The organism is Arthrobacter echini, assembly GCF_008107445.1.
Lineage (GTDB): Bacteria > Actinomycetota > Actinomycetes > Actinomycetales > Micrococcaceae > Arthrobacter_D > Arthrobacter_D echini_A.
Map to the genome: position 1 here is coordinate 60986 of NZ_VSLD01000003.1, position 18541 is coordinate 79526.

17 protein-coding genes are annotated in these 18541 nt (G+C 67.8%); 7 read left to right on the forward strand and 10 right to left on the reverse strand.

Features of this window, described 5'->3' with window-relative positions; all coding sequences use genetic code 11:
- Window positions 1–220 precede the first annotated feature (220 nt).
- Window positions 221–424, reverse strand: a complete 204-nt coding sequence (locus FQ377_RS07355; protein WP_148600611.1) for a hypothetical protein — start codon at window positions 422–424, stop codon at window positions 221–223.
- Here FQ377_RS07355 and FQ377_RS07360 point away from each other — a divergent pair.
- The 3 genes from FQ377_RS07360 to FQ377_RS14830 all read left to right on the forward strand — a co-directional run bounded on the left by FQ377_RS07360 (window position 423) and on the right by FQ377_RS14830 (window position 2996).
- The gene (locus FQ377_RS07360; RefSeq protein ID WP_148600612.1) at window positions 423–1736 is read left to right on the forward strand and encodes a GmrSD restriction endonuclease domain-containing protein; all 1314 of its coding nucleotides are present in this window, start codon (window positions 423–425) and stop codon (window positions 1734–1736) included. The genes FQ377_RS07355 and FQ377_RS07360 overlap by 2 nt on opposite strands.
- 105 nt (window positions 1737–1841) lie before the next feature.
- On the forward strand, window positions 1842–2678 hold the full coding sequence (locus FQ377_RS07365) for an endo alpha-1,4 polygalactosaminidase (RefSeq protein WP_148600613.1): 837 nt from the start codon (window positions 1842–1844) through the stop codon (window positions 2676–2678).
- A gap of 147 nt (window positions 2679–2825) precedes the next feature.
- Window positions 2826–2996, forward strand: a complete 171-nt coding sequence (locus tag FQ377_RS14830) for a hypothetical protein (protein WP_187393290.1) — start codon at window positions 2826–2828, stop codon at window positions 2994–2996.
- 625 nt (window positions 2997–3621) lie between these two features.
- On the opposite strand, the gene FQ377_RS07370 is transcribed toward FQ377_RS14830, so the two are convergent.
- The 6 genes from FQ377_RS07370 to FQ377_RS07395 form a co-directional block, all read right to left on the reverse strand.
- On the reverse strand, window positions 3622–4920 hold the full coding sequence (locus FQ377_RS07370) for a Wadjet anti-phage system protein JetD domain-containing protein (RefSeq protein WP_148600614.1): 1299 nt from the start codon (window positions 4918–4920) through the stop codon (window positions 3622–3624).
- Entirely contained in the window at window positions 4910–8308 is a 3399-nt protein-coding gene (locus tag FQ377_RS07375) for an ATP-binding protein (RefSeq protein WP_148600615.1), read from the reverse strand. Before FQ377_RS07375 ends, FQ377_RS07370 begins: the two co-directional genes overlap by 11 nt.
- Window positions 8298–8948: a DUF4194 domain-containing protein gene (locus FQ377_RS07380; protein WP_148600616.1), complete on the reverse strand. Its 651-nt coding sequence runs from the start codon at window positions 8946–8948 to the stop codon at window positions 8298–8300. The genes FQ377_RS07375 and FQ377_RS07380 overlap by 11 nt, the downstream gene beginning before the upstream one ends.
- Window positions 8945–10387, reverse strand: coding sequence for a DUF3375 domain-containing protein (locus tag FQ377_RS07385; protein WP_148600617.1), 1443 nt, complete (start codon window positions 10385–10387; stop codon window positions 8945–8947). Before FQ377_RS07385 ends, FQ377_RS07380 begins: the two co-directional genes overlap by 4 nt.
- A gap of 80 nt (window positions 10388–10467) precedes the next feature.
- Window positions 10468–11388, reverse strand: a complete 921-nt coding sequence (locus tag FQ377_RS07390; RefSeq protein ID WP_148600618.1) for an acetamidase/formamidase family protein — start codon at window positions 11386–11388, stop codon at window positions 10468–10470.
- A gap of 4 nt (window positions 11389–11392) precedes the next feature.
- Window positions 11393–12847 carry an APC family permease gene (locus FQ377_RS07395; RefSeq protein ID WP_148600619.1) on the reverse strand — a complete coding sequence of 485 codons (1455 nt, stop codon included), beginning with the start codon at window positions 12845–12847 and terminating at the stop codon, window positions 11393–11395.
- 150 nt (window positions 12848–12997) lie between these two features.
- On the opposite strand from FQ377_RS07395, the gene FQ377_RS07400 reads away from it, so the two are divergent.
- Entirely contained in the window at window positions 12998–13765 is a 768-nt protein-coding gene (locus tag FQ377_RS07400; RefSeq protein WP_262364329.1) for a FadR/GntR family transcriptional regulator, read from the forward strand.
- Window positions 13766–13840: 75 nt separating this feature from the next.
- On the opposite strand, the gene FQ377_RS07405 is transcribed toward FQ377_RS07400, so the two are convergent.
- Together FQ377_RS07405 and FQ377_RS07410 are read right to left on the reverse strand one after the other, a co-directional pair.
- Window positions 13841–14536, reverse strand: coding sequence for an ABC transporter ATP-binding protein (locus tag FQ377_RS07405; RefSeq protein WP_148600621.1), 696 nt, complete (start codon window positions 14534–14536; stop codon window positions 13841–13843).
- Window positions 14533–15606: an FtsX-like permease family protein gene (locus tag FQ377_RS07410; protein ID WP_148600622.1), complete on the reverse strand. Its 1074-nt coding sequence runs from the start codon at window positions 15604–15606 to the stop codon at window positions 14533–14535. The genes FQ377_RS07405 and FQ377_RS07410 overlap by 4 nt, the downstream gene beginning before the upstream one ends.
- 168 nt (window positions 15607–15774) lie before the next feature.
- Here FQ377_RS07410 and FQ377_RS07415 point away from each other — a divergent pair, with 168 nt between their 5' ends.
- Window positions 15775–16962, forward strand: a complete 1188-nt coding sequence (locus FQ377_RS07415) for a sensor histidine kinase (RefSeq protein WP_148600623.1) — start codon at window positions 15775–15777, stop codon at window positions 16960–16962.
- Window positions 16959–17585, forward strand: a complete 627-nt coding sequence (locus FQ377_RS07420) for a response regulator transcription factor (protein ID WP_148600624.1) — start codon at window positions 16959–16961, stop codon at window positions 17583–17585. Before FQ377_RS07415 ends, FQ377_RS07420 begins: the two co-directional genes overlap by 4 nt.
- Window positions 17586–17699: 114 nt before the next feature.
- Here the strand turns inward: FQ377_RS07420 and FQ377_RS15125 are convergent, their stop codons facing one another.
- The gene (locus FQ377_RS15125) at window positions 17700–17834 is read right to left on the reverse strand and encodes a hypothetical protein (protein ID WP_262364330.1); all 135 of its coding nucleotides are present in this window, start codon (window positions 17832–17834) and stop codon (window positions 17700–17702) included.
- Window positions 17835–18046: 212 nt separating this feature from the next.
- Here FQ377_RS15125 and FQ377_RS07425 point away from each other — a divergent pair, with 212 nt between their 5' ends.
- Window positions 18047–18520 (forward strand): GreA/GreB family elongation factor, encoded by a 474-nt coding sequence (locus tag FQ377_RS07425; RefSeq protein ID WP_148600625.1) that lies wholly within the window; start codon window positions 18047–18049, stop codon window positions 18518–18520.
- The last annotated feature ends 21 nt before the right edge of the window (window positions 18521–18541 follow it).

Consider the following 18541-nt stretch of genomic DNA (forward strand, 5'->3'; position numbering starts at 1 on the left):
CCGATGCGGGTCGGCTGGCGCAACACGGGTCAGCCAGGATTCTGCGAGGCTCTCGCGGACGTCTCGCTCGCGAATTACCGGACGCACGCGGTATCGCCGGCGAGCCCATAAAGAAGGGCGCCCTCCTCAGCTTGGGCGGAAGCGTTCACGATTCCACTGATCAGGTCCGTTGGCTGCGTTCCAAGGTCGGCCATTGCGAGCAGTGACCGATTTCCGAGTTCTACATCGACGGCAGTAGTGTTCGCGGGAAACAGCAGCATCGATCCTGGGGGCTTTCCATTTCTTCGCCATCACGTCCGCCTGCCCGCTCGACGTCGTCGAATCGCCGGCCGATCAGGCCGCTGACCGCCGTCGTCGCCGGTGTGGGGTTGTTCCTGATCGTCATCGGTCTCATCACCAGCGGCATCAGCGGTGCCTTGATCATGGCCGCGACCTTCGCGTTCTTCACCGGCCTCTACACGCTGCTGACCAATAGACCGTCCTGGGCTCGTCTCGGCGGTCGCCGGGCCGGCGGCATCACCGCGGGGGTGGCCGTCGTCGCTCTCCTGGTGGGTGGGGAGATCGCGCCGGCGGACGAGACTGTCCCCACCGCCTTTGCGGAACAGGCCTCCGAGGAGGCTGCGGAGCCGTCGGACGAGGCGAGCAGCGGACCGACCAGCTCGCCGTCGCCCACACGGTCCGAAACACCGACTCCGAAGCCGACACCGACGCCGACGCCCTCCGCCACCGCCGGCACGACGCCGGACGTTGCACCACTCGATCCGGACGCTGTTGCCGAGGCGTCGGGGGATCCGTCCGCGCCGGCCAAGCAGCCCGCGGCCAATACCGAGGCGCTCGCGCTGCTGGAGACCCTGGCCGTCAAGGGCCGTGCTCCGAAGACGGGCTACGACCGCGAGGAGTTCGGCCGGGCCTGGCTCGACGTCGACCGCAATGGCTGCGATACCCGCAACGACATCCTCAACCGTGATCTCAGCGACATCGTCCACACGAACTCCGTGCCCTGCAAGGTCGAATCCGGTGTGCTGGACGATCCCTACACCGGAACCATCATCGATTTCCAGCGCGGACAGTCCACGAGCAGCGAGGTGCAGATCGACCACGTGGTGGCCCTGGCTGACGCCTGGCAGAAGGGCGCGCAGCAGTTGACCTTCGACCAGCGGGTGGCCTTCGCCAATGATCCGCTGAATCTGCAGGCCGCGGACGGCCCGGCGAACCAGCAGAAGGGCGCGGGCGACGCCGCCACCTGGTTGCCGCCGAACACCGGCTACCGCTGCGAGTACGTGGCGCGGCAGGTCTCGGTCAAGGCGACCTACACGCTCTGGGTGACCCAGGCGGAGCACGACGCCATGGAGAGGATCCTCTCCGACTGCAACGGCATCCTTGCCCCGACCAATCAGATCGCGCCGTCCGTCCAGCAGCCCTCGGAGGCTGCGCCTCCTGCTCCTGCTCCTGCTCCAGCGCCGGCACCTGCTCCTGCTCCAGCGCCGGCACCTGTTCCTGCTCCAGCTCCGGCACCAGCTCCGGCTCCGGCACCAGCTCCGGCTCCGGCTCCGGCTCCGGCTCCGGCACCGGCACCCGCTCCAGCACCTGCCGCGCCGGCGGCTCCTGTCCCCGCAGCTCCCTATTACCAGAACTGCGACGCGGTCCGTGCGGCCGGTGCAGCTCCCATCACAGCAGCCTCACCCGGGTTCCAGCCCAAGTTCGACCGCGACGGTGACGGCGTGGGCTGCGAGTAGCGGTCGCGATCCGGCCAGTGGCGGACATGACGGCCTCGACGGGACGAGCGCCGAATCAATGAGATCCAGCAGGCTCTGCCTCGGACGACGGATTACTGTCAGCTCATGAGAATCCCGCCGACGCTCTGCATGGTTGCGGCCCTCGTGACTGCGTTGGCAGCGTGCTCGGGAGCGCAGAAGGCGTCGTCGGAGACCGGTGAGGAGTCTTCGACCGACGGTATTGCCGTACCCGAGGGCTTTCCTGCAGGGGCCAAGCTGGACTACCAGCTGGGAGGCGCGTACGAGCCGGTCGACGGCGTCGACGTGGTCGTGCGGGACGTCACGGACGAACCCGCCGACGGCGTGTACTCCGTCTGCTATCTGAACGGGTTCCAGACGCAACCGGCGGAGTCGGCGCCGTGGCTCGCGGACGGGCTCGTCCTGCTGATCGACGGCGTACCGCTGGCCGATCCCGACTGGCCGGACGAGTTCCTGCTCGACACCTCGACGGCTGATCACCGCGCCTCGATCGCCGAGCGGATCGGTGAGGGCCTGCAGCAGTGTGCCGACAAGGGCTACGACGCCGTGGAGCTGGACAATCTCGACTCCTACACCCGGTCCGAAGGACTCCTCACTCTCGCGGACAACGTCGCGCTCGCCGCGATGCTCGTGCAGCGCGGCCACGACCTCGGGCTGCTCGTGGGGCAGAAGAACGCGGCCGAGGAGTCCGGGGCGTTCGAGGACCTCGGCTTCGACTTCGCGGTGGCGGAGCAGTGCGTCGAGTTCGACGAGTGTACGGACTACACGGACACCTACGGTGAAGCGGTTCTGGCCATCGAGTACCCGCGGGAGTCCGGCGTCGAGGACCCGTGCTCGGCCCCGGGCCGACCGGAGTCCATGGTCCTGCGGGACAGGGACCTGACCATGCCCGGCGACCCCGCGTACCTGTACCGGGCATGCTGAGCCCGTTGCATCCACCTCCCACTCATCGAAGTACCGAGTTGGAAGCACCATGCCGGTGGGTTCCGATTCTGCGTCATTGACGACTAGTTTCTGCGAGCGCAAACTGTTCGAATAATCCTCGTCCTCATCAGTTGGAAGCCGAGTGCCATGGACGTATGGCTGGAAATCGTCAAAGCTGTGCTGCCGCCCGTGATTGCGGCCGGACTAGCTGCACTGGGTCTCTGGCAGTCGGAGCGGCGCAAGGATCGGAACGCGTCGCACCACAAGAAAGCGGCCCTGGCTGATGAGAAGGACCGCGTCGTGTACTTGAAGTTGTAGTTGGAGGCCGACAATCTCGTAGGAGATTCTGGAAGCACTGACGTCGTGCTAGAACGAGCAGAGGTTCGTCGTCAGCTGACAGAATCACGCAAGAGACTCAATGCCATCGAGCTCAGCAAACCTCGGGCCGACGGCCCTTCTGCATTATCGAGAGCTTGGCGGAGAGCGACCCTGATACCCCTCAAGAGACCTGCGGCACGAGCCGTGCGTTGGGTGTGCTGGTTCGTGGTCGTCATCGACCTCATGTTATTGACGGGAATGATCGCCTCGGGTCCAGGCACTGATGGCAGTCCGGTCATCGGCGTCGTGGCCTCCGTGCTGGTCAGCCTGCCTCTCCTGGGGGTAGCCATTCCGCTTGCATACTGGGCAAGAACCCTGGAGCACAACTTCGGGCCAGCGTCCGCCCCGGCGAATTCTGCCCCACGTCAGCAGCCATTTTCCTCCCGGCAACCGGGTCCCCCGTTGACTACCCCGTTCGACACGCCGGTCCGCCCCCCTGAGGGCAAATACAATACGTCCGCAGCATCACCTCGGCCCGACGCAGGGCGACGATGAAGCGCCCACGCGGCAGCGCCGTCGAACCGTCGGAAGCACCGCCGCGCCCGGTACAACGGTGGTGGAGCGCCTAGAGCAGCAGCCGATCCAGGGCCCACTGCCACCGGACGAGCTCCTGCTCCAGCCGCACCGACGGACCATGGCGGTCCTCCCGTAGGGCGTCGTACGCCACCCACTCCTCCGCCGTCAGCCGGGTGAGGACCGCGCGCGACGGCGACGGCTCCATACCCCAGCGGTCCCGGTGCTCCAGCAGCGTCTCCTCGTCCATGAGCACGCTGGCCACGTGCGGATGGAGGGATCTCAGCTGATCCAGGATGCGGAAGCCGTGCGTGTCCAGATCCCCCCAGTAGTCCACCCTGCAGGACCGCAGCCACGCGGCATCCCGGAGGGCTGAGAAACCGTATCCCTCACCGAAGAGGGCCAGGGCTCCGGGACTGTCCGGGAGCGCGAGGAAGTTGACCAGATTCTCGGTCACGACCAAGCGCTCCACCGGCAGACCGAGTCCGGCGAAGGCCTCGGCGGTGACCGTGATGTCCCGGGCGCCGCCGAGCACCTCGAGGCGGGGATCGAGCAGCCGGAAACGGACGCGCTCGGGTGCCCGCAGGAAACCGTGGCGGGCCGCGAAGCGGGCAGTAGGCGTGCGTCCCGCTGTGCGGCGGGCGAGGGCGGGCAGCTCGTCAGGGAGGGTGGTCGAGGGATCTGATCCGGCGGGATCTGCCTGCAGCCCGGTCTGCAGCTCACCGGACGGCGTTGTCGCGGGATCCGGGTCGGCAGGCCCTGTCTGCAATGCGGTCACCATCTCGTCGATGGTCTTGCGGTGGCCCTCGACGAACTTCGTGTGCACGCCGGGGAGTCCGAGCTGGCGCACATGGATGCCCGGGTCCGGATGATCGCGCAGCCACACGGCCACCCGCGCGGCCGTCAGCGCGTCCTCGCCGGACTCCACGAGCCGGAGCGGCCGGGCGACGGCCCACACGCGGAGACCGGGGTCGAGCTCCGCGAGGCGCCGCGCCAGCTCGACGGCGCTCCGCGCGTCGCGGGTCTTGCCCACGAACGAGATCTCGTCGTCGACCGCCGCGAAGACGACCGCGGCGGGCACCTGATTGGCGCCGATGGTGGTGCTGCCGAGCTCCACGAATTCGACGTCGTAGGCTCCCGCGGCGGCGGTGAGCTCGCCCGCCCAGCGCCGGGCGGCGGGGTAGTGGTCGCGCAGCTCGGCGGCCGTGGGTTTCTTCAGCGCACGACGTCGGGGGTAGGCACCGGTGGGCTCCAGCACGTCGCGCAGGAGGACGCCCCGGTCCCACGCCTTTTCGGACGCGGCCCGCAGATCGGCCAGCGTGGTCCACCGACCCGGTGCCTCAGCGGGCACGGCGCTCCTTCTCCTCGCGGTACTCCTCGATGGTCATGTTGCGCAGCTGCGAATCGTCACCGGCGGTATTGGCCACGAAGCCCACATGGGACACGTACGGCTCGATCACGTGGATCTTCTGCAGCGGGGTGACGATCAGCAGCTGCAGCTCCATGCGCTTGAACAGCTCCAGACCGTAGCGCGCCGACTCGTCCGAGCCGCGCCCGAAGGCCTCGTCGATCACCACGAACCGGAAGCTGCGGCCCACGGACCTGGAGCTCCGCGCACCGTTCCTCGCAGCGCCGAGGCCGAACTGGAAGGCGAGCGCTGCGGCCAGGATGGTGTAGGCGAGCTTCTCCTTCTGCCCGCCGGACTTCCCGCCCGAATCGGTGAAGTGCTCGAACTCCTCGCCGGTCTCCGTCCATTTCTCCGACGCCGAGAACGTGAACCAGTTCCGCACGTCGGTGACCCGCGCCGTCCACCGCTCGTCCAGGGCCGTGTATCCCTCGCGACCGCGGAAGCGCTCGATCAGGCGCGCCACCTGCAGGTACTTCTGCTCGGAGTACTGTTCGGTGTCCCCGAGACTGCCCTCCGAACACGCCCGCAGATCCGTCCCGAACTGGCGCACGTCGAGATCGGACGTGCTCTGGTGCTCGAGCTGGATGTGGCGGCCCGGGTTGTAGTCGATGTCCGCCAGGGACGCGTTGATCTCGTCGATCCGGCCGACGATGTCCTGCCGGCGGCTGTCCAGGAAGGCGTTGAACGCCACCACCTCGTGGATGGTGTTCTGGTTCAGCGACTCCTTGAAGTGGGCCTCGAACCGCGGCAGGTCGTTGCTGGTCAGCTGATCGAGCATGCGGTCGTAGTCCGCTGAGGCCTCGAGCGACGCGTCCAGGTCCGCGGTCTCCGTGGGATAGGTGTTGCGGAAGTCCGCCATCTGCCGCACGGTGGACGCCGCGGCCGTCGCGATCCGCTTGGTCAGGGCGTCGATGGACGCCGTGAGGACGGAGCGCACCGCGGTCTCCGTCGCGGCGGTGTTCCGGTACGTGAGCGACTTCCCGTCCAGGGTCTCCGACGCGAGGCGGGCGACGGCGGTGAGCACGGCGTCGTCGTCCGTCAAGGGAGTCGTGTCCAGGATCCCGCGGCACTCCGCGATGGTCTCCGCGATGTCGCGTGCGTCCTTCTCGTTGGCGCCGATGCGCTGCTGGAGCGTGGTGTTGCGCGTGTCCAGCTTCGCCAGGCGTACCTGCAGATCGGTCTCGGACCGGGTGAGCTGCTGCAGGACGTCGCTCGCCCCCTCCAGCTCGGCGCGTTCGGTGGTCAGATCCGCGATCCTGCGGGAGGTGGACTGCCAGCCGATCTCGGCGAATCCCGTGACGGCGCGGACGGTTCCCAGGTGCTGGTTCTTCCGGCCCAGCTCACCGAGCGATGCGTTGAGCCGTGCCAGCCGGGCGTCGATCCCGGCGAGCCGACCCTGCAGCCCCTCACGCTCGGCGTGCAGCCGGGCCATCTTGTCGTGGTTGTCCCAGCCGAGCACGTAGTGACGGCGATCGCCGAGTCCCTGGCGATCATCCTTCTCGTGGCGTCCCCGGCCACCCTTGAGCTGACCTCCCAGCGTGAGGGCCTTGGGGTGACGCCGGAAGTCCTCCATGGTCTCGCAGCACACGTAGTCGAACCGGCTGGTCAGCTCGTCGAGCAGGAAGTCCCGCAGCGGCATGCCCGCCTTGATGGCGATCTTCCCGGCGAGGGTGCCCGGGACGGCGGGCTGCGGCGCGTAGGTGCCGTTGATGCGCCGATACACGAGGCGCCCGCGCAGATCGTTGCCCTCCACCCACGCGCTGACAGCGCGGTAGTGCTCCTCCGGCACCAGCAGGGACAGGGCGAAGCCGCGCAACGTCCGCTCGGCCGCGCCCTCCCACGCGGCTTCGCCGTCGCGCACGCGCAGCAGCTCGCCCGCGTAGGGCAGCTCGGTCGCGGCGATGCCCGTGCCTTCGCAGAGTCTGCGCCGCATCTCGAGCTGGGCGAGGGGGAGCAGATCGGGTCGGGACTGCAGGGAGCCGAGCTCGATGTCGATGGTCTTCAGCTCGTCGGCGGTGCCGGAGCGTTCCACGCTCACGGCGGTCTGCTGGTCCTGCAGCTCCGTGGTTCGCTCCCGGAGCCCGGTCTCCACCTTGTCCAGTTGCGCCCGGTTGGCGTCGAACAGCACGCGGTCCTCGGGGATCCGGAGTCCGAGATCCTCGGCGGCGGTGCGGTAGTTCTCGAAGCGGGCCCGCTGTGCCCGTGCCTCCTCCTCCAACCGGGCGAGCTCGGCGTCGATCGCCGCCAGCCGTCCGCCCCCGTTGGTGCGGATGTCCTCCTGGATCCCCGAGAGCTCGTGCCGTGCTGCCGCGAGCTCCGCGCCCAGCAGAGCGCTGTCCTCCCGGTACCGGGTGGCCGTGCGGGCGAGCTCGTCCTGGTGCTCCAGGCTGAGGTCCAGCTGCTGCTGCGTGAACCACGGATGCAGCTGGTCCCGCTGGACGCGGGCGAGTCCGTCCTCCGAGCTCAGGCGTGCGTGCAGGGCGGAGTGCTCGCGGATCGGCGTCAGCAGGGTTATCTGGTCCTTGGCCCGCAGGACGGCGTCGTGGGCGCGTTTCAAGTCGTCGAAGTGGTGGATCAGATTCGCGATCCGGGCGGCGACGTCGTCCTCCTCCAGCATGTTGATCCGCACGAAGGACGTGATGTTCTCGACCTGCTTCATGGAGATGGTGCGGTGGAACAGGTCCATGGCCTGGTTGCCGCTGATCCCGAAGTGGCGCTTGAATGCTGCGGCATACGGGTCGAAGGCGTCGTGGACAGACACACCCGCGCTGCGTAGCTTCCGCTTGAGCCTCGCGGGGTCCTGACCGAAGTCGGAGAAATCGGCGGCAATACTCTGGTCGGTCTCGGCGAGGGAGTAGAAGCGGGCGGGCTGACCCGCCTCCTGCGTGGCCCACAGTGTGATCGCGAGGGTCACGGTGGTGTCCAGCTGCGCGTTGTGGAACACCCCGAGCACCACGGAGAACGCGCCGGTGGAGCGCAGGGCCACGGGCTTCGAGTACTCGCCGCTGCTGCTGCGCGTGCTCTTGTGGAAGCCGCGCACGTAGGACATCAGGCTGCGCTCCTTCTTCTGCGCACCCGCTGCCTTGTTGTAGTCGATCCGGTTCGCCGGCAGCAGCAGCGTGGTGATGGCGTCCACCACCGTCGACTTGCCCGACCCGATGTCGCCGGTGAGCAGACTGTTGACGCCGTCGAGCGTGAAGGTCCTGACACCACCGTGGAAGGTGCCCCAGTTCAGCAGTTCGAGGCGCTGCAGGCGGAAGCCCGGCAGTGCGCCGCCGTCCTCCGCGGGATCGGGCAGGGTGAAGAGGCTGTCCTGGAGCTCAGTGCTCATCTGCTGCTCCCTCTGCTGGTGCCTGTGGTGCGTCGTCCGCTCGTGCCCCGCCGGTGAGCAGTGCGCGGTAGTCGGCGAGCCGTGCGTCGAACTCCTCGAGCCACTGCGCGTCGACGAAGGCCTTGAGGATCCGCATCACCTCGTATGTGCCCTGCTGCCCGCGCAGCTTCCGGAGGAACCCCAGCTCCACGATCTTTTTGATGTCGGTGCCGAGCCGGTCGAGCACGCGGGCCTCGTTGCTGCTCTCCGGCAGGAACACCGAGACCATGTCGGCGATGTCCTCCTCCGTCATGACCAGGCGCAGCTCGCTGCTGTTCGTGTCGAACTCGAGCATCCGTCCGCGCAGCAGGGCCAGCAGCAGACTCACGGTGAAGGTGAGCTGCCGGCGCGGGATCAGGCGGGGCAGGGTGCCGTCGGCGTCCTGGCGGGAGCGGAGGAAGGCGTAACCCTCGGGCTCGTCGAGGATCAGCTCGAGACCGAGTACGGCCACGTAGTCCCGTACCTGGGAGGTCAGGGCCAGCAGGGCCTGCCAGGTCTTCTCGTCCGCCTCGGCGTAGACGACGCCCTTGAAGAGGCGGGTCACCACACCCGGGAGCTCGGGAGGTGTGGCGGAGTCGTGGTCGGGCGTGGACAGGGTCACGAGGGCCTCACGAAGATGATCCGGTCGATGGTCGCCTCGCGGATGCTGCCATCGGGCAGTGTCCAGGCGAGCTGTTCGGTGCTGTCCGCGGTCACGGACGCCCACGGCGACTCGGTGGCCAGCTGATAGTACGCCACGATCTCGGCCAGTCCCTGGGAGAGCGGGAAGGCCGTGGTGATCTCCGCGAGCGTGACCTGGTCGGCGTCGTCGAGCAGTGCCTCGATGCGTGAGCTCAGGCGCTCGGTGTCCACGTGGAACTGGTCGAAGAGCGCACCGGCATCGACGTCGGCGTCGTCGGCGAGGTGGACGACGTCGTCCACGCTCACCCGGCTGCTGGGCTCGTAGAGCGGGCGCTCGAACGGCAGCGCGACCTCCACGGTGGGTGCATCGATGCTCAGGAAGGGGCCCGACGGCGGCCGGGTGCGGGTGGCGAGCGCGCGGCCCTCGACCTGCCGAATAAGCTGCATGATGCGCTTGTTCTCGAGGAACACCTTGTCGTCCAGCAGCCGGCGCATCTGCTGGGAGAGCTGCCGGACGGTCGCCTGGGTCTGCTCGACGGCGGGCAGCCAGTCCTGGTGCAGGGTCCCGAGCCCGCGGAGTTCCTCCCGTCCGGCCAGCGCGTCGATCTGCGTGGCCCGCTGCAGCAGATCCCGTAACTCCGTGCGGAGCTGCGGGGACATGAGATAGTCCCAGAACCCCTGGAAGGTGCGTCCCTGCAGGGAGCTCGTGATGCCCTGCTGGTTCGCGAAGATCGAGGCGAGCAGCTCGCCCTGCGTCCCCTCCCACGTGGTGATGTGCTCTCGTACCTCGCGGTCGAGGGTGCGGAAGTTCTGCTCGACCTCGCGGAAATCGGCGAGCAGATCCCTGGCGAGACCGGTGAGCTGCTGCAGATGATCCAAAGCCTCCGGTGCTCCCATGACGCTGACCTGACCGGTCTCCAGGCGCTGCATCTCGGCGTCGATCGCGTCCCGCTGCCGCCGGAGCTCGGTCAGGCGCACCTCCGGGTCCGTCTCCGAGCCCTGCACCAGCGCCTTGAGGACGGCGAAGATGCTGGTGAGCCGGGACTGCGTGGCCACGAAGGAGCGACCCTTGAGGGACTCCACCCAGCGGACCGCGTCCTCGGAGGTCGCGGTGAGGTCGTACCGCGGTTCGTCCTGGCCGGGCACGTAGTACTTGCGCAGCCACGCCTTCTCCGGCGCCGCCCAGTCGTCGAGGTAGTCGGCGGCAGAGCGCGGGAAGGCGTCCTCGCCGAGGCTCTCCCGCACACCGAACAGCACGTCGTCGAGCACGTCGACGATGTGCTGTCGCCCCAGGTTCCGCTGGTTCGGCTCGGTGAAGGCCGCCATGAACAGTGCGAGGGCCAGGGGCGCGTGCTGGGCACGCAGCAGCGACCATCCCGCGTGGTTCTCGCGCAACGACGCGATCCTGTGAAAATCCACTCATGCCCCAGGGTCTCTACGTGTCCGGTCTCCTCTCCATGGTAGGTCCCCGTGTATGAGCCCCTGAAGTCCACGACGAGCTACAGGACGCTCTTCGGGAGGCGGTGGGTGGTCACCGCCCCAACCGGTGACATGGGGTGCAGCGGGTCCGGATCACCACTGCCCGTCGGCCCGCCGAGCCGGCTGTGCCCGACGGCGCTCATCAGGGCATAGGCGTCACCCTGCTCCCAGCCACGCTCCGTGACGAGGAAGTCGAACATGTCCTCGTACCCGCGCGTGATGCTCTCCTGGACGGGATCGCCGAGACCCACGAAGATCCACTCGTCGTCGGTCTCCACCCGCGGGGCACGCAGCTCCATGCCCTTGACGACGTCGACGCTCACCACGGCGATCCCCTCCGCCTCGATCGCGACGAAGGAGGACTCACCCTCGGCCATGATGGCGTGGATGTCCCCGATGGACAGATACGCGCCCTCCACCATCACCGGCAGATAGACGGTGGAGCCCGGCCTGCACTCCGTCAGATCCATGTTGCCGCCCTGGGAGTAGGAGGGCATCACGGTGGAGTTGACGCCATCGGCCGGGGCAGTGCCGATGCAGCCGATCATAGGCCGTGGCTCGAACACATGCCGGTCCGTGACATGGATGCCCTGTGCATCGATGGGGATACGTCGCGTGAACATCTCCGACCCCATCCGGCGCTGCAGTGCTCCGGTGCCCGGCAGGCTGACGGACCAGCCGCAGTCCTTGAGCCTGATCTCATGGATGGTCACGGCCAGCGCGTCGCCCGGCTGGGCGCCCTCCACGTAGACGGGACCGGTGACGGGATTCAGCTGCGCCGTGAGCTTATCCATGTCGCGGTGCTCGTGCAGCTGCGCGTACACCTCGTCACTCGTCTCGAAGCCGATGCGCTCACCCGTTCCGGGCTCGATCCGCAGGGCGGGTTCGGTGGTGGACGAGAAATTCGGCTGGCCGTGGGACTTGTCGAGGAAGTGGTCCATGGTGTCAGAATCCTCCGCGTTCTCCGGTGGCGGGCACCGGTCGTTGGTCGTCGTCGGGCCCGCCGCCGGCGGCGTCCGACCCGAGCGCACCGGTGGTGCGGCCGGTCTTGCGGTAGTAGGCGAAGACGGCAGCGCCGATGATCAGCCAGACCACGCCGCCGATCTTGGCCTCGATGCTCGCGTTGAGCAGCACGTAGCCGATGATCAGGAAACCGATAACCGGCACCACCAGATGCAGCAGGTAGTTGGTGGACTTCTGTCGTACCACGTAGTGCACGATCACCGACAGGTGCAGCAGCATGAAGCCGAAGAGCGCACCGAAGTTGACCAGGGCGGAGATGACGTCGATCTGCCCGACGAAGAAGAGTACGAGCACCGCGGAGATCGCCGAGACGGTCAGGATGGCGTATTGGGGTACCTTGCGGGTGTTGATCCTGCTCAGGAAGGCCGGCAGCTGACCATCCCGGCTCATCGAGTAGAGCAGGCGCGAGGTGGCCGCCTGTGCTGCCATGGCGTTGGCGATCCCGAGGGCCAGGACATTGACCACGAAGAACGCGGTGGCCCAACCACTGGAGGAGGCCGCCTCGACCAGCAGGAAGAAGGCGTTGCCCACCTCGTCGTCACTGAAGGAGGCACGGCCTCCGGCGAGCAGGCTCGCGAACCAGGTCTGGACGATGAAGCAGAAGGCCACGATCACCAGGGCGAGCAGCATGGCCTTGCCCGCTGCGTTGCGCTTGCCGGTGGACTCCTCGGCCATGGTGGAGATGCCGTCGAAGCCCAGGAAGCTGAGCACCGCGATGGACAGGGCGGAGGCGAGCAATGGCCCGGTGACCTTGCTGGAGTCCCAGATAGGAGCGCTGCTGAACTCTGCCCCCGGGATGGTCCCTCCGTTGAGGGCGGTCACGGCGAGGATCACGAAGATCACGACGAACACCACCTCGACGGCCAGGAAGACGCGATTCATGATCTTGATGGAACTGATGCCCATCAGATTCACCACCGTGTTGATAGCGACGAAGATCAGCGCCCACACCCAGCGCGCGGAGCCGGGGAAGAGCCCGATCATGGACTCGGCCGCGAAGACGTAGAGGAGGGTCGGTACGAGGAGATAGTCCAGGAGGATGGCCCAGCCCGCGAAGAAGCCCGCCGTCCGGTGGATGCCGCGTCCCACGTAGGAGAACACGGACCCGGCGAGCGGGATCGCCTTCGCCATCTGGCCGTAGGCCAGCGCCGTGAACAGCATCGCGACGAGCCCGATCAGATAGACCAGCGGCACCATGCCCTCGGATGCGTTGTAGACCGTGCCGAAGATGGCCCAGGGCGCGATGGGCACCATGAAGATGAGGCCGTAGATCAGCAGATCCACGGTGGAGACGGAGCGTTTGAGCTCCTGCTTGTAGCCATAGGCTTCGAGTTCCTGCTGGGCTGTGGACTCCTGGTCCGAGCGCGATGCGGCCATGGTGATCTTTCCGGTTGAAGGTGGGCAACATCATTGCGCAGAAATGGTTTTACGCCAAGACCTTTTACGGAGCTCCGTCATCTACCATGGAGGATGCCTCGATCGGAGTCCCCGCCGGACCAGGACGCTCGTCGTCGTCCGGATCATCTGGTGAGCCCCGCATCTGCGGTGGCGCCGCTGGCCTCCCCCCTGCGTGTGGCCGATCCCGGGCCGTCCCGCGGGGACGAGATCACCGATCGCCTCATCACGGCCATCGCGGTGGGTGAGTATCTTCCCGGCTCCCGGCTCCCCTCCGAGCGGGAGCTCGCCGCCGCCCTGCAGGTGGGCCGCACCACGGTGCGGGAGGCGATCTCACGACTGGTCGAGGCCGGGCTGCTGGTGACGCAGCGGGGCCGCACGGGAGGGTCCTTCGTCAGCAGCCAGTGGGAGGACTCCTCCCGGGACGCAGTCAGCCGGACCCTGCAGGCCAGGTGGGAGTCGATCAGGGAGCTGAGCGAGGCACTCTCCCTCCTCCACGGGGCGGTGGCGCGGGCCGCGGCGGCGAACCACACGGCGGACGACGTCGACCTCCTGACGCAGCGACTGGCCGCGTTCCGTGCCGCGGACTCGGGACATCCGTCGCAGCAGGCGGACGCCGCCCTGCACGCCGCCATCAGTGCTGCCGCCCACAATGCGGCGCTCGCCACCATCCTGGCCGAGCTGGAGCGCCGCCTGAGCGTGGCCTCGCCCGCTCATCCCTGGGGCCCGGTGGACCGGATGGCGGCGATGGAGGCGCGCTCGCTGGCCGATCACGAGACGCTGATCCACGCGATCTGCACGGGGGACGCAACCATCGCGGAGGACGTGGCCCGGCGCCACGTCCGGATCGACCTGGAGATCATGGAGGAAGCCCTGGGACGGCTGCTGCCTCAGGGGTGATGCCGGCCGTCGCGTCGATCCGATGACACGGAAGCGGGGGCAGCCGAGTGGCCGTCCCCGAACAGTTCCCAGACCTCAGACAGCGGCGGGAAGGTCGCTGGTGAGTCTGCCATCCACCATGTTCACTGCCCCGTGCATCCGGGGGAGGTGGACGAGGTCGTGGGTGACGAGCAGGGTCGAGGTGTTCAGCTCACTCGTGAGCTGCAGGATCAGCTCGATGATGCTCGCTCCGCGCTCCTGGTCCAGCGCACTGGTGGGCTCGTCGACCAGGAGGACGCTCGGGTCGTTCATGAGGGCTCGGGCGATATTGACCCGCTGGCGCTGACCTCCGGAGAGCTGGTGGGGCCGCTTGTCGGCCTGGTCGCCCATCCCGACGGCGTCGAGCAGCGTGGCGGCACGTGCCGAGGCCGCTGCCCGGTGCCGCCTGCTGTTCGGAGCCCCGAGCTCGTTCATCACCGCCAGCTGTTCCTGCGACGTCAGCGACGCGATGAGGTTGGACTGCTGGAAGACGATACCGATCTTCGTGCGGCGGAGATCGGTGGCCGCTCCGGAATCCATCGTCGCCGTGTCGACGTCGTCTATCATCACACGACCCGCGTCGGGGCGGATCAGCGTAGCGGCGACGGCGAGGAGGCTGGACTTCCCGGAGCCGCTGGGACCGGTGATGCCGGTGACCGTGCCGGGGTGGGCGGTGAGGGATACGTGGTCGACGGCGGTGATGCGGCTCTCGCCGTCGGGGAAGGTGAGGGTGACGTCATCGAGGTGGATCATCGGTTGCTCCCGAGTGCTGTGAGGGGGTCTGCGGAGGTGACGGACCGGAGTGCGAAGGCGGCTCCGGCCAGGCCCAGCGCGATCATGATCGCGGCGGGCAGAAGCGTGGTGAGGGGACTGAGGATGAAGGGCAGTGCCGACCCGAGGAGAAGGCCGAGGAGCACCACGATGCCCAGGCCGATCCCGATCCCGATGACCAGCACCACGAGCGCCTGACCGAGCGCATCGCGCACCAGTGATCTGGTGCTCGCGCCGAGGGCTTTCAGGACGGCGACGTCACCCTTGCGCTGCATGGTCCAGACGGTGAAGAACGCGCCGATGACCAGGCCCGAGATGCCGAACAGCATGGCGACCATGAGCAGCAGCGAACCGATCTCCGACTTGAAGGCGCTCAGGGCCATCAGCGATCCGAGGGTGCCCTCCGAGACGGTGGCCTGGGCGGTATCGGCAGCCTCCCAGTCGGGGGAGCCGGTGACGGCGAGGACGGTGGCGAACGTGTCCGGGTTGCCCGTCGCATCGGAGTAGGACTGCCAGTCGCCGAGGGTCATCTGCACCACCGTGGTGTGGCTGTACCAGCGGTCGCCGTCGATCTTCTCCACGGTGTAGGTGGTTCCGGCGATGTCCACCTCGGCACCGACGGTGACATCGAGGTCATCGGCTGCGGTCTCGGACAGGCTGAGCAAGCCGTCGCCTGACGGGGAGGCCGGCTCGAATCCGGGCTGGACGCCGAAGACCGCGATGGCCGCCCGGTTGTCACCGGACTCGGCGCTGGTCTGGCTGATGCCGATCGGCTGCGCCGAGGACACCCCGTCCGTCGTCGCCCACCCCGCAGCCTGGTCCTCCGTGATCCTGGAGTCGGCGAAGGTGGGACTCTCCTCCTGATCATTGGACGGCGTGGAGAAGACCACGCGGTCGCCGGGCAGGTCGAGGACGGCCGAGATGTTCTGATTGGCGAGCCCGCCGGTCAGACCACTGAGGAAGCCGACGAGGACGGTGATGAGGCCGACGACGGCCCCGATGAGGACGAAGCGGCCCCGGGCGAAGCGCAGATCGCGTAACGCGACGAACATGGTGTTTTCCTTTCATGTCACCGGAGGAGATGACACACCCAACTCTGCCGATTCGCGCCGCGGGATACATCGGCCGCCAGAACGTCCTCGCGGCCCCGAAGGGAGGGTCCGGGAGTCGTCCTTTCGAAGGATGGGAGGGCCGGGTGGTGGTCGCGTAGCATTCAGCCCATGGCCCCTACCGCTCTGACCCCGGTCTTCGTGGGCCTGCGCACAGGGCTCCATGTGCTGTTCGCCCTCCTCGCCCTGGTCGTGATCGTCCGTGCCGTCCTGCGCCCCGGCGAGTACAGCGCCGTCGTCATCCTCCTCTCCGCCCTCCTCCTGGTGGTCTACGGTCTGGGCGTGCTCCTGCCGGTGCGGTCCCGCGCCGGTGCGCCGGTGGTCCGGTCGGCCTGGGTGGGCGTCCTGACCCTCGGCTGGGTGGGTCTGCTGGTATTGACGCCGGACGCAGCCTTCCTGGTCTTCGCCCTCTTCTTCCTCTACCTGCACGTGCTGGGCCAGTGGTGGGGCTCCGCCGCGATCGTCGCCTCGACCGCTGTGGCGATCACCGCACTGGCGCTCCACACCGGGTGGACGGTCGGCGGGGTGGTCGGTCCCACCGTGGGTGCGGGCGTGGCCCTCCTCATCGGACTGGGCTACCAGGCCCTGGCCCGCGAGGCGGAGCAGCGCGAGACACTCATGCGTGAACTCCTCGCCACGCGCGGTCAGCTGGCCGCGACGGAGCACGAGTCCGGGGTCCTCTCCGAGCGCGCCCGGCTGGCACGCGAGATCCACGACACCGTGGCGCAGGGGCTCTCGAGCATCCAGCTGCTGCTGCACGCGGCCGAGCGCGCCGATGCCGACAGGCCCGGCGTCGAGCACATCCGGTTGGCGCGCGAGACCGCAGCGGCCAATCTCGCCGATACGCGGCGCTTCATCCGCGAACTCACCCCTCCAGAACTCGACGACCAGGGGCTCGGGGGAGCACTCCGCCGCCTCGCCCGGACGCAGTGGTCGGCCCAGGGGCTCGACGTGTGCGTGCGTGTTTCCGATACGGTGACGCTGCCGATGCACCTGCAGACGGCGCTGCTGCGCATAGCGCAGGGTGCGGTGGCGAACGTCATCCAGCATGCTCGCGCCACCACCGTCACCATCACCCTCGACGTCGACCGGAGCAATGTGCACTTCACGATCGCCGATGACGGCGAAGGGTTCGACCCGCAGGTCGTCACCGCGGCGAGGGGCGGGACAACCGACTCGTTCGGTCTCCAGGCCACGCAGGAGCGCGTGCAGCAGCTCGGCGGAACGCTCAGCATCGAGGCGTCCCCGGGCCACGGGACCACCCTGGCCGTGACGCTCGCGCCGGGGGAGGCCGCATGATCCGGGTGGTCATCGCGGACGACCACCCCATCGTCCGTGCGGGGCTCAAGGCCCTGTTCAGCATCGAGCCCGACATCGAGGTGGTCGCTGAGGCCGCCACTCCGCAGGAAGCGCTCGACGCAGCGGAACGCGAGAACCCCGACGTCGTCCTCATGGACCTGCAGTTCGGCAGTGGCGAGACGACGACGGGCGCCGGTGCCACCCGGACGATCCGGGCCCTCGATGCGGCTCCCTACGTGCTGGTGCTGACCAACTACGACTCCGACGCCGACATCCTCGGTGCCGTCGAGGCAGGGGCGAGCGGTTACCTGCTCAAGGACGCACCCCCACACGAGCTGATCAACGCTGTCAGGGCTGCCGCGGCCGGGGAGAGCGCCCTGGCGCCGGTGATCGCATCCCGGCTCATGGACCGTATGCGGGAGCCTCGGGTCAATCTCAGCTCCCGTGAGATCGAGGTGCTGGAGCAGGTGGGAGCGGGGCGCACCAACCAGGAGATAGCGGCGGGACTCTTCATCAGCGAGACCACCGTGAAATCGCATCTGGCGCATATCTTCTCGAAACTCGACGTCGCTTCCCGGACGGCCGCCGTCTCCGTTGCACGCCGCAAAGGAATTCTGCGCTGACGGAAAGCAAAAAAGGCACCATTCCTTCAGGAATGGTGCCTTTCACCGGAATTCGCACTCTTCCAGGCGGTCACTCGGAGGTCATGACCGCGCGGACGTGCCCGTATGCCGGTGCTACCGCTGATTCTTGCGGGGCTTCGAGAACAGCAGGTCGCTCGAGTCGGCCTTCGCCTTCTTCTCGGCCCGCTTCTCGAGGATCGACTTCCCCTGCTTCTTCGTGCCAACACTTCTAGGAGATTTTCCCGACACACGATCACCGCCTTTTCTTTCTGCTATGGCACCAACCATACGCGGTAATATTTTATTTGCCAGTCCTCGTTTTTCTTCCGTCAGAAGTCTCGGGGTTGCAGGAGGAATTGCGAAGAAAAATAAAGCAGCTAAACTCGTGTATTCACCAGTCCGTCGAATTGCCGTGATCGGTCCTGCCCGGACCCGGTCCCGTCACCTTCAGAGGAGTCCCGATGACCCATCCATCCGCACCCGTCACCTGGCTCACGCCCCAGGTCCACGCGCGCCTGCAGGCGGAGCTCGACGGCTTGATGGCTGCTCGCGGCAGTCAGGGATCCGCGGAGCGGGTCGCCGCGGAAGCACGCATCCGCCAGCTCATGTCGGTCCTGAAGGACGCGCGGACCCATCAGCCGGCCGACGACGGGGTGGTGGAGCCCGGGATGCTGGTGAACGCCGTCATCGACGGTCACCCCGAGGTGTTCCTCATGGGCAGCCGGGAGATCTTCGGCGAGAGCAGCATGGATGTGTTCAGCGAGCGGAGCCCCCTCGGGCTCGCCATCCACGGCCTCAAGCCCGGGGAGGAGGCGTCGTACCAGACGCCGCGGGGTGCCACCGTGTCCGTCTCCGTGGTGTCCGCAACACCGTACGCCGGAGCGGACGTCCCGCCCGCACAGCTCACGACCTCGGATCTGGCCGGAGCGAGCTGACCGGGTCCCGGTGACGGGGTA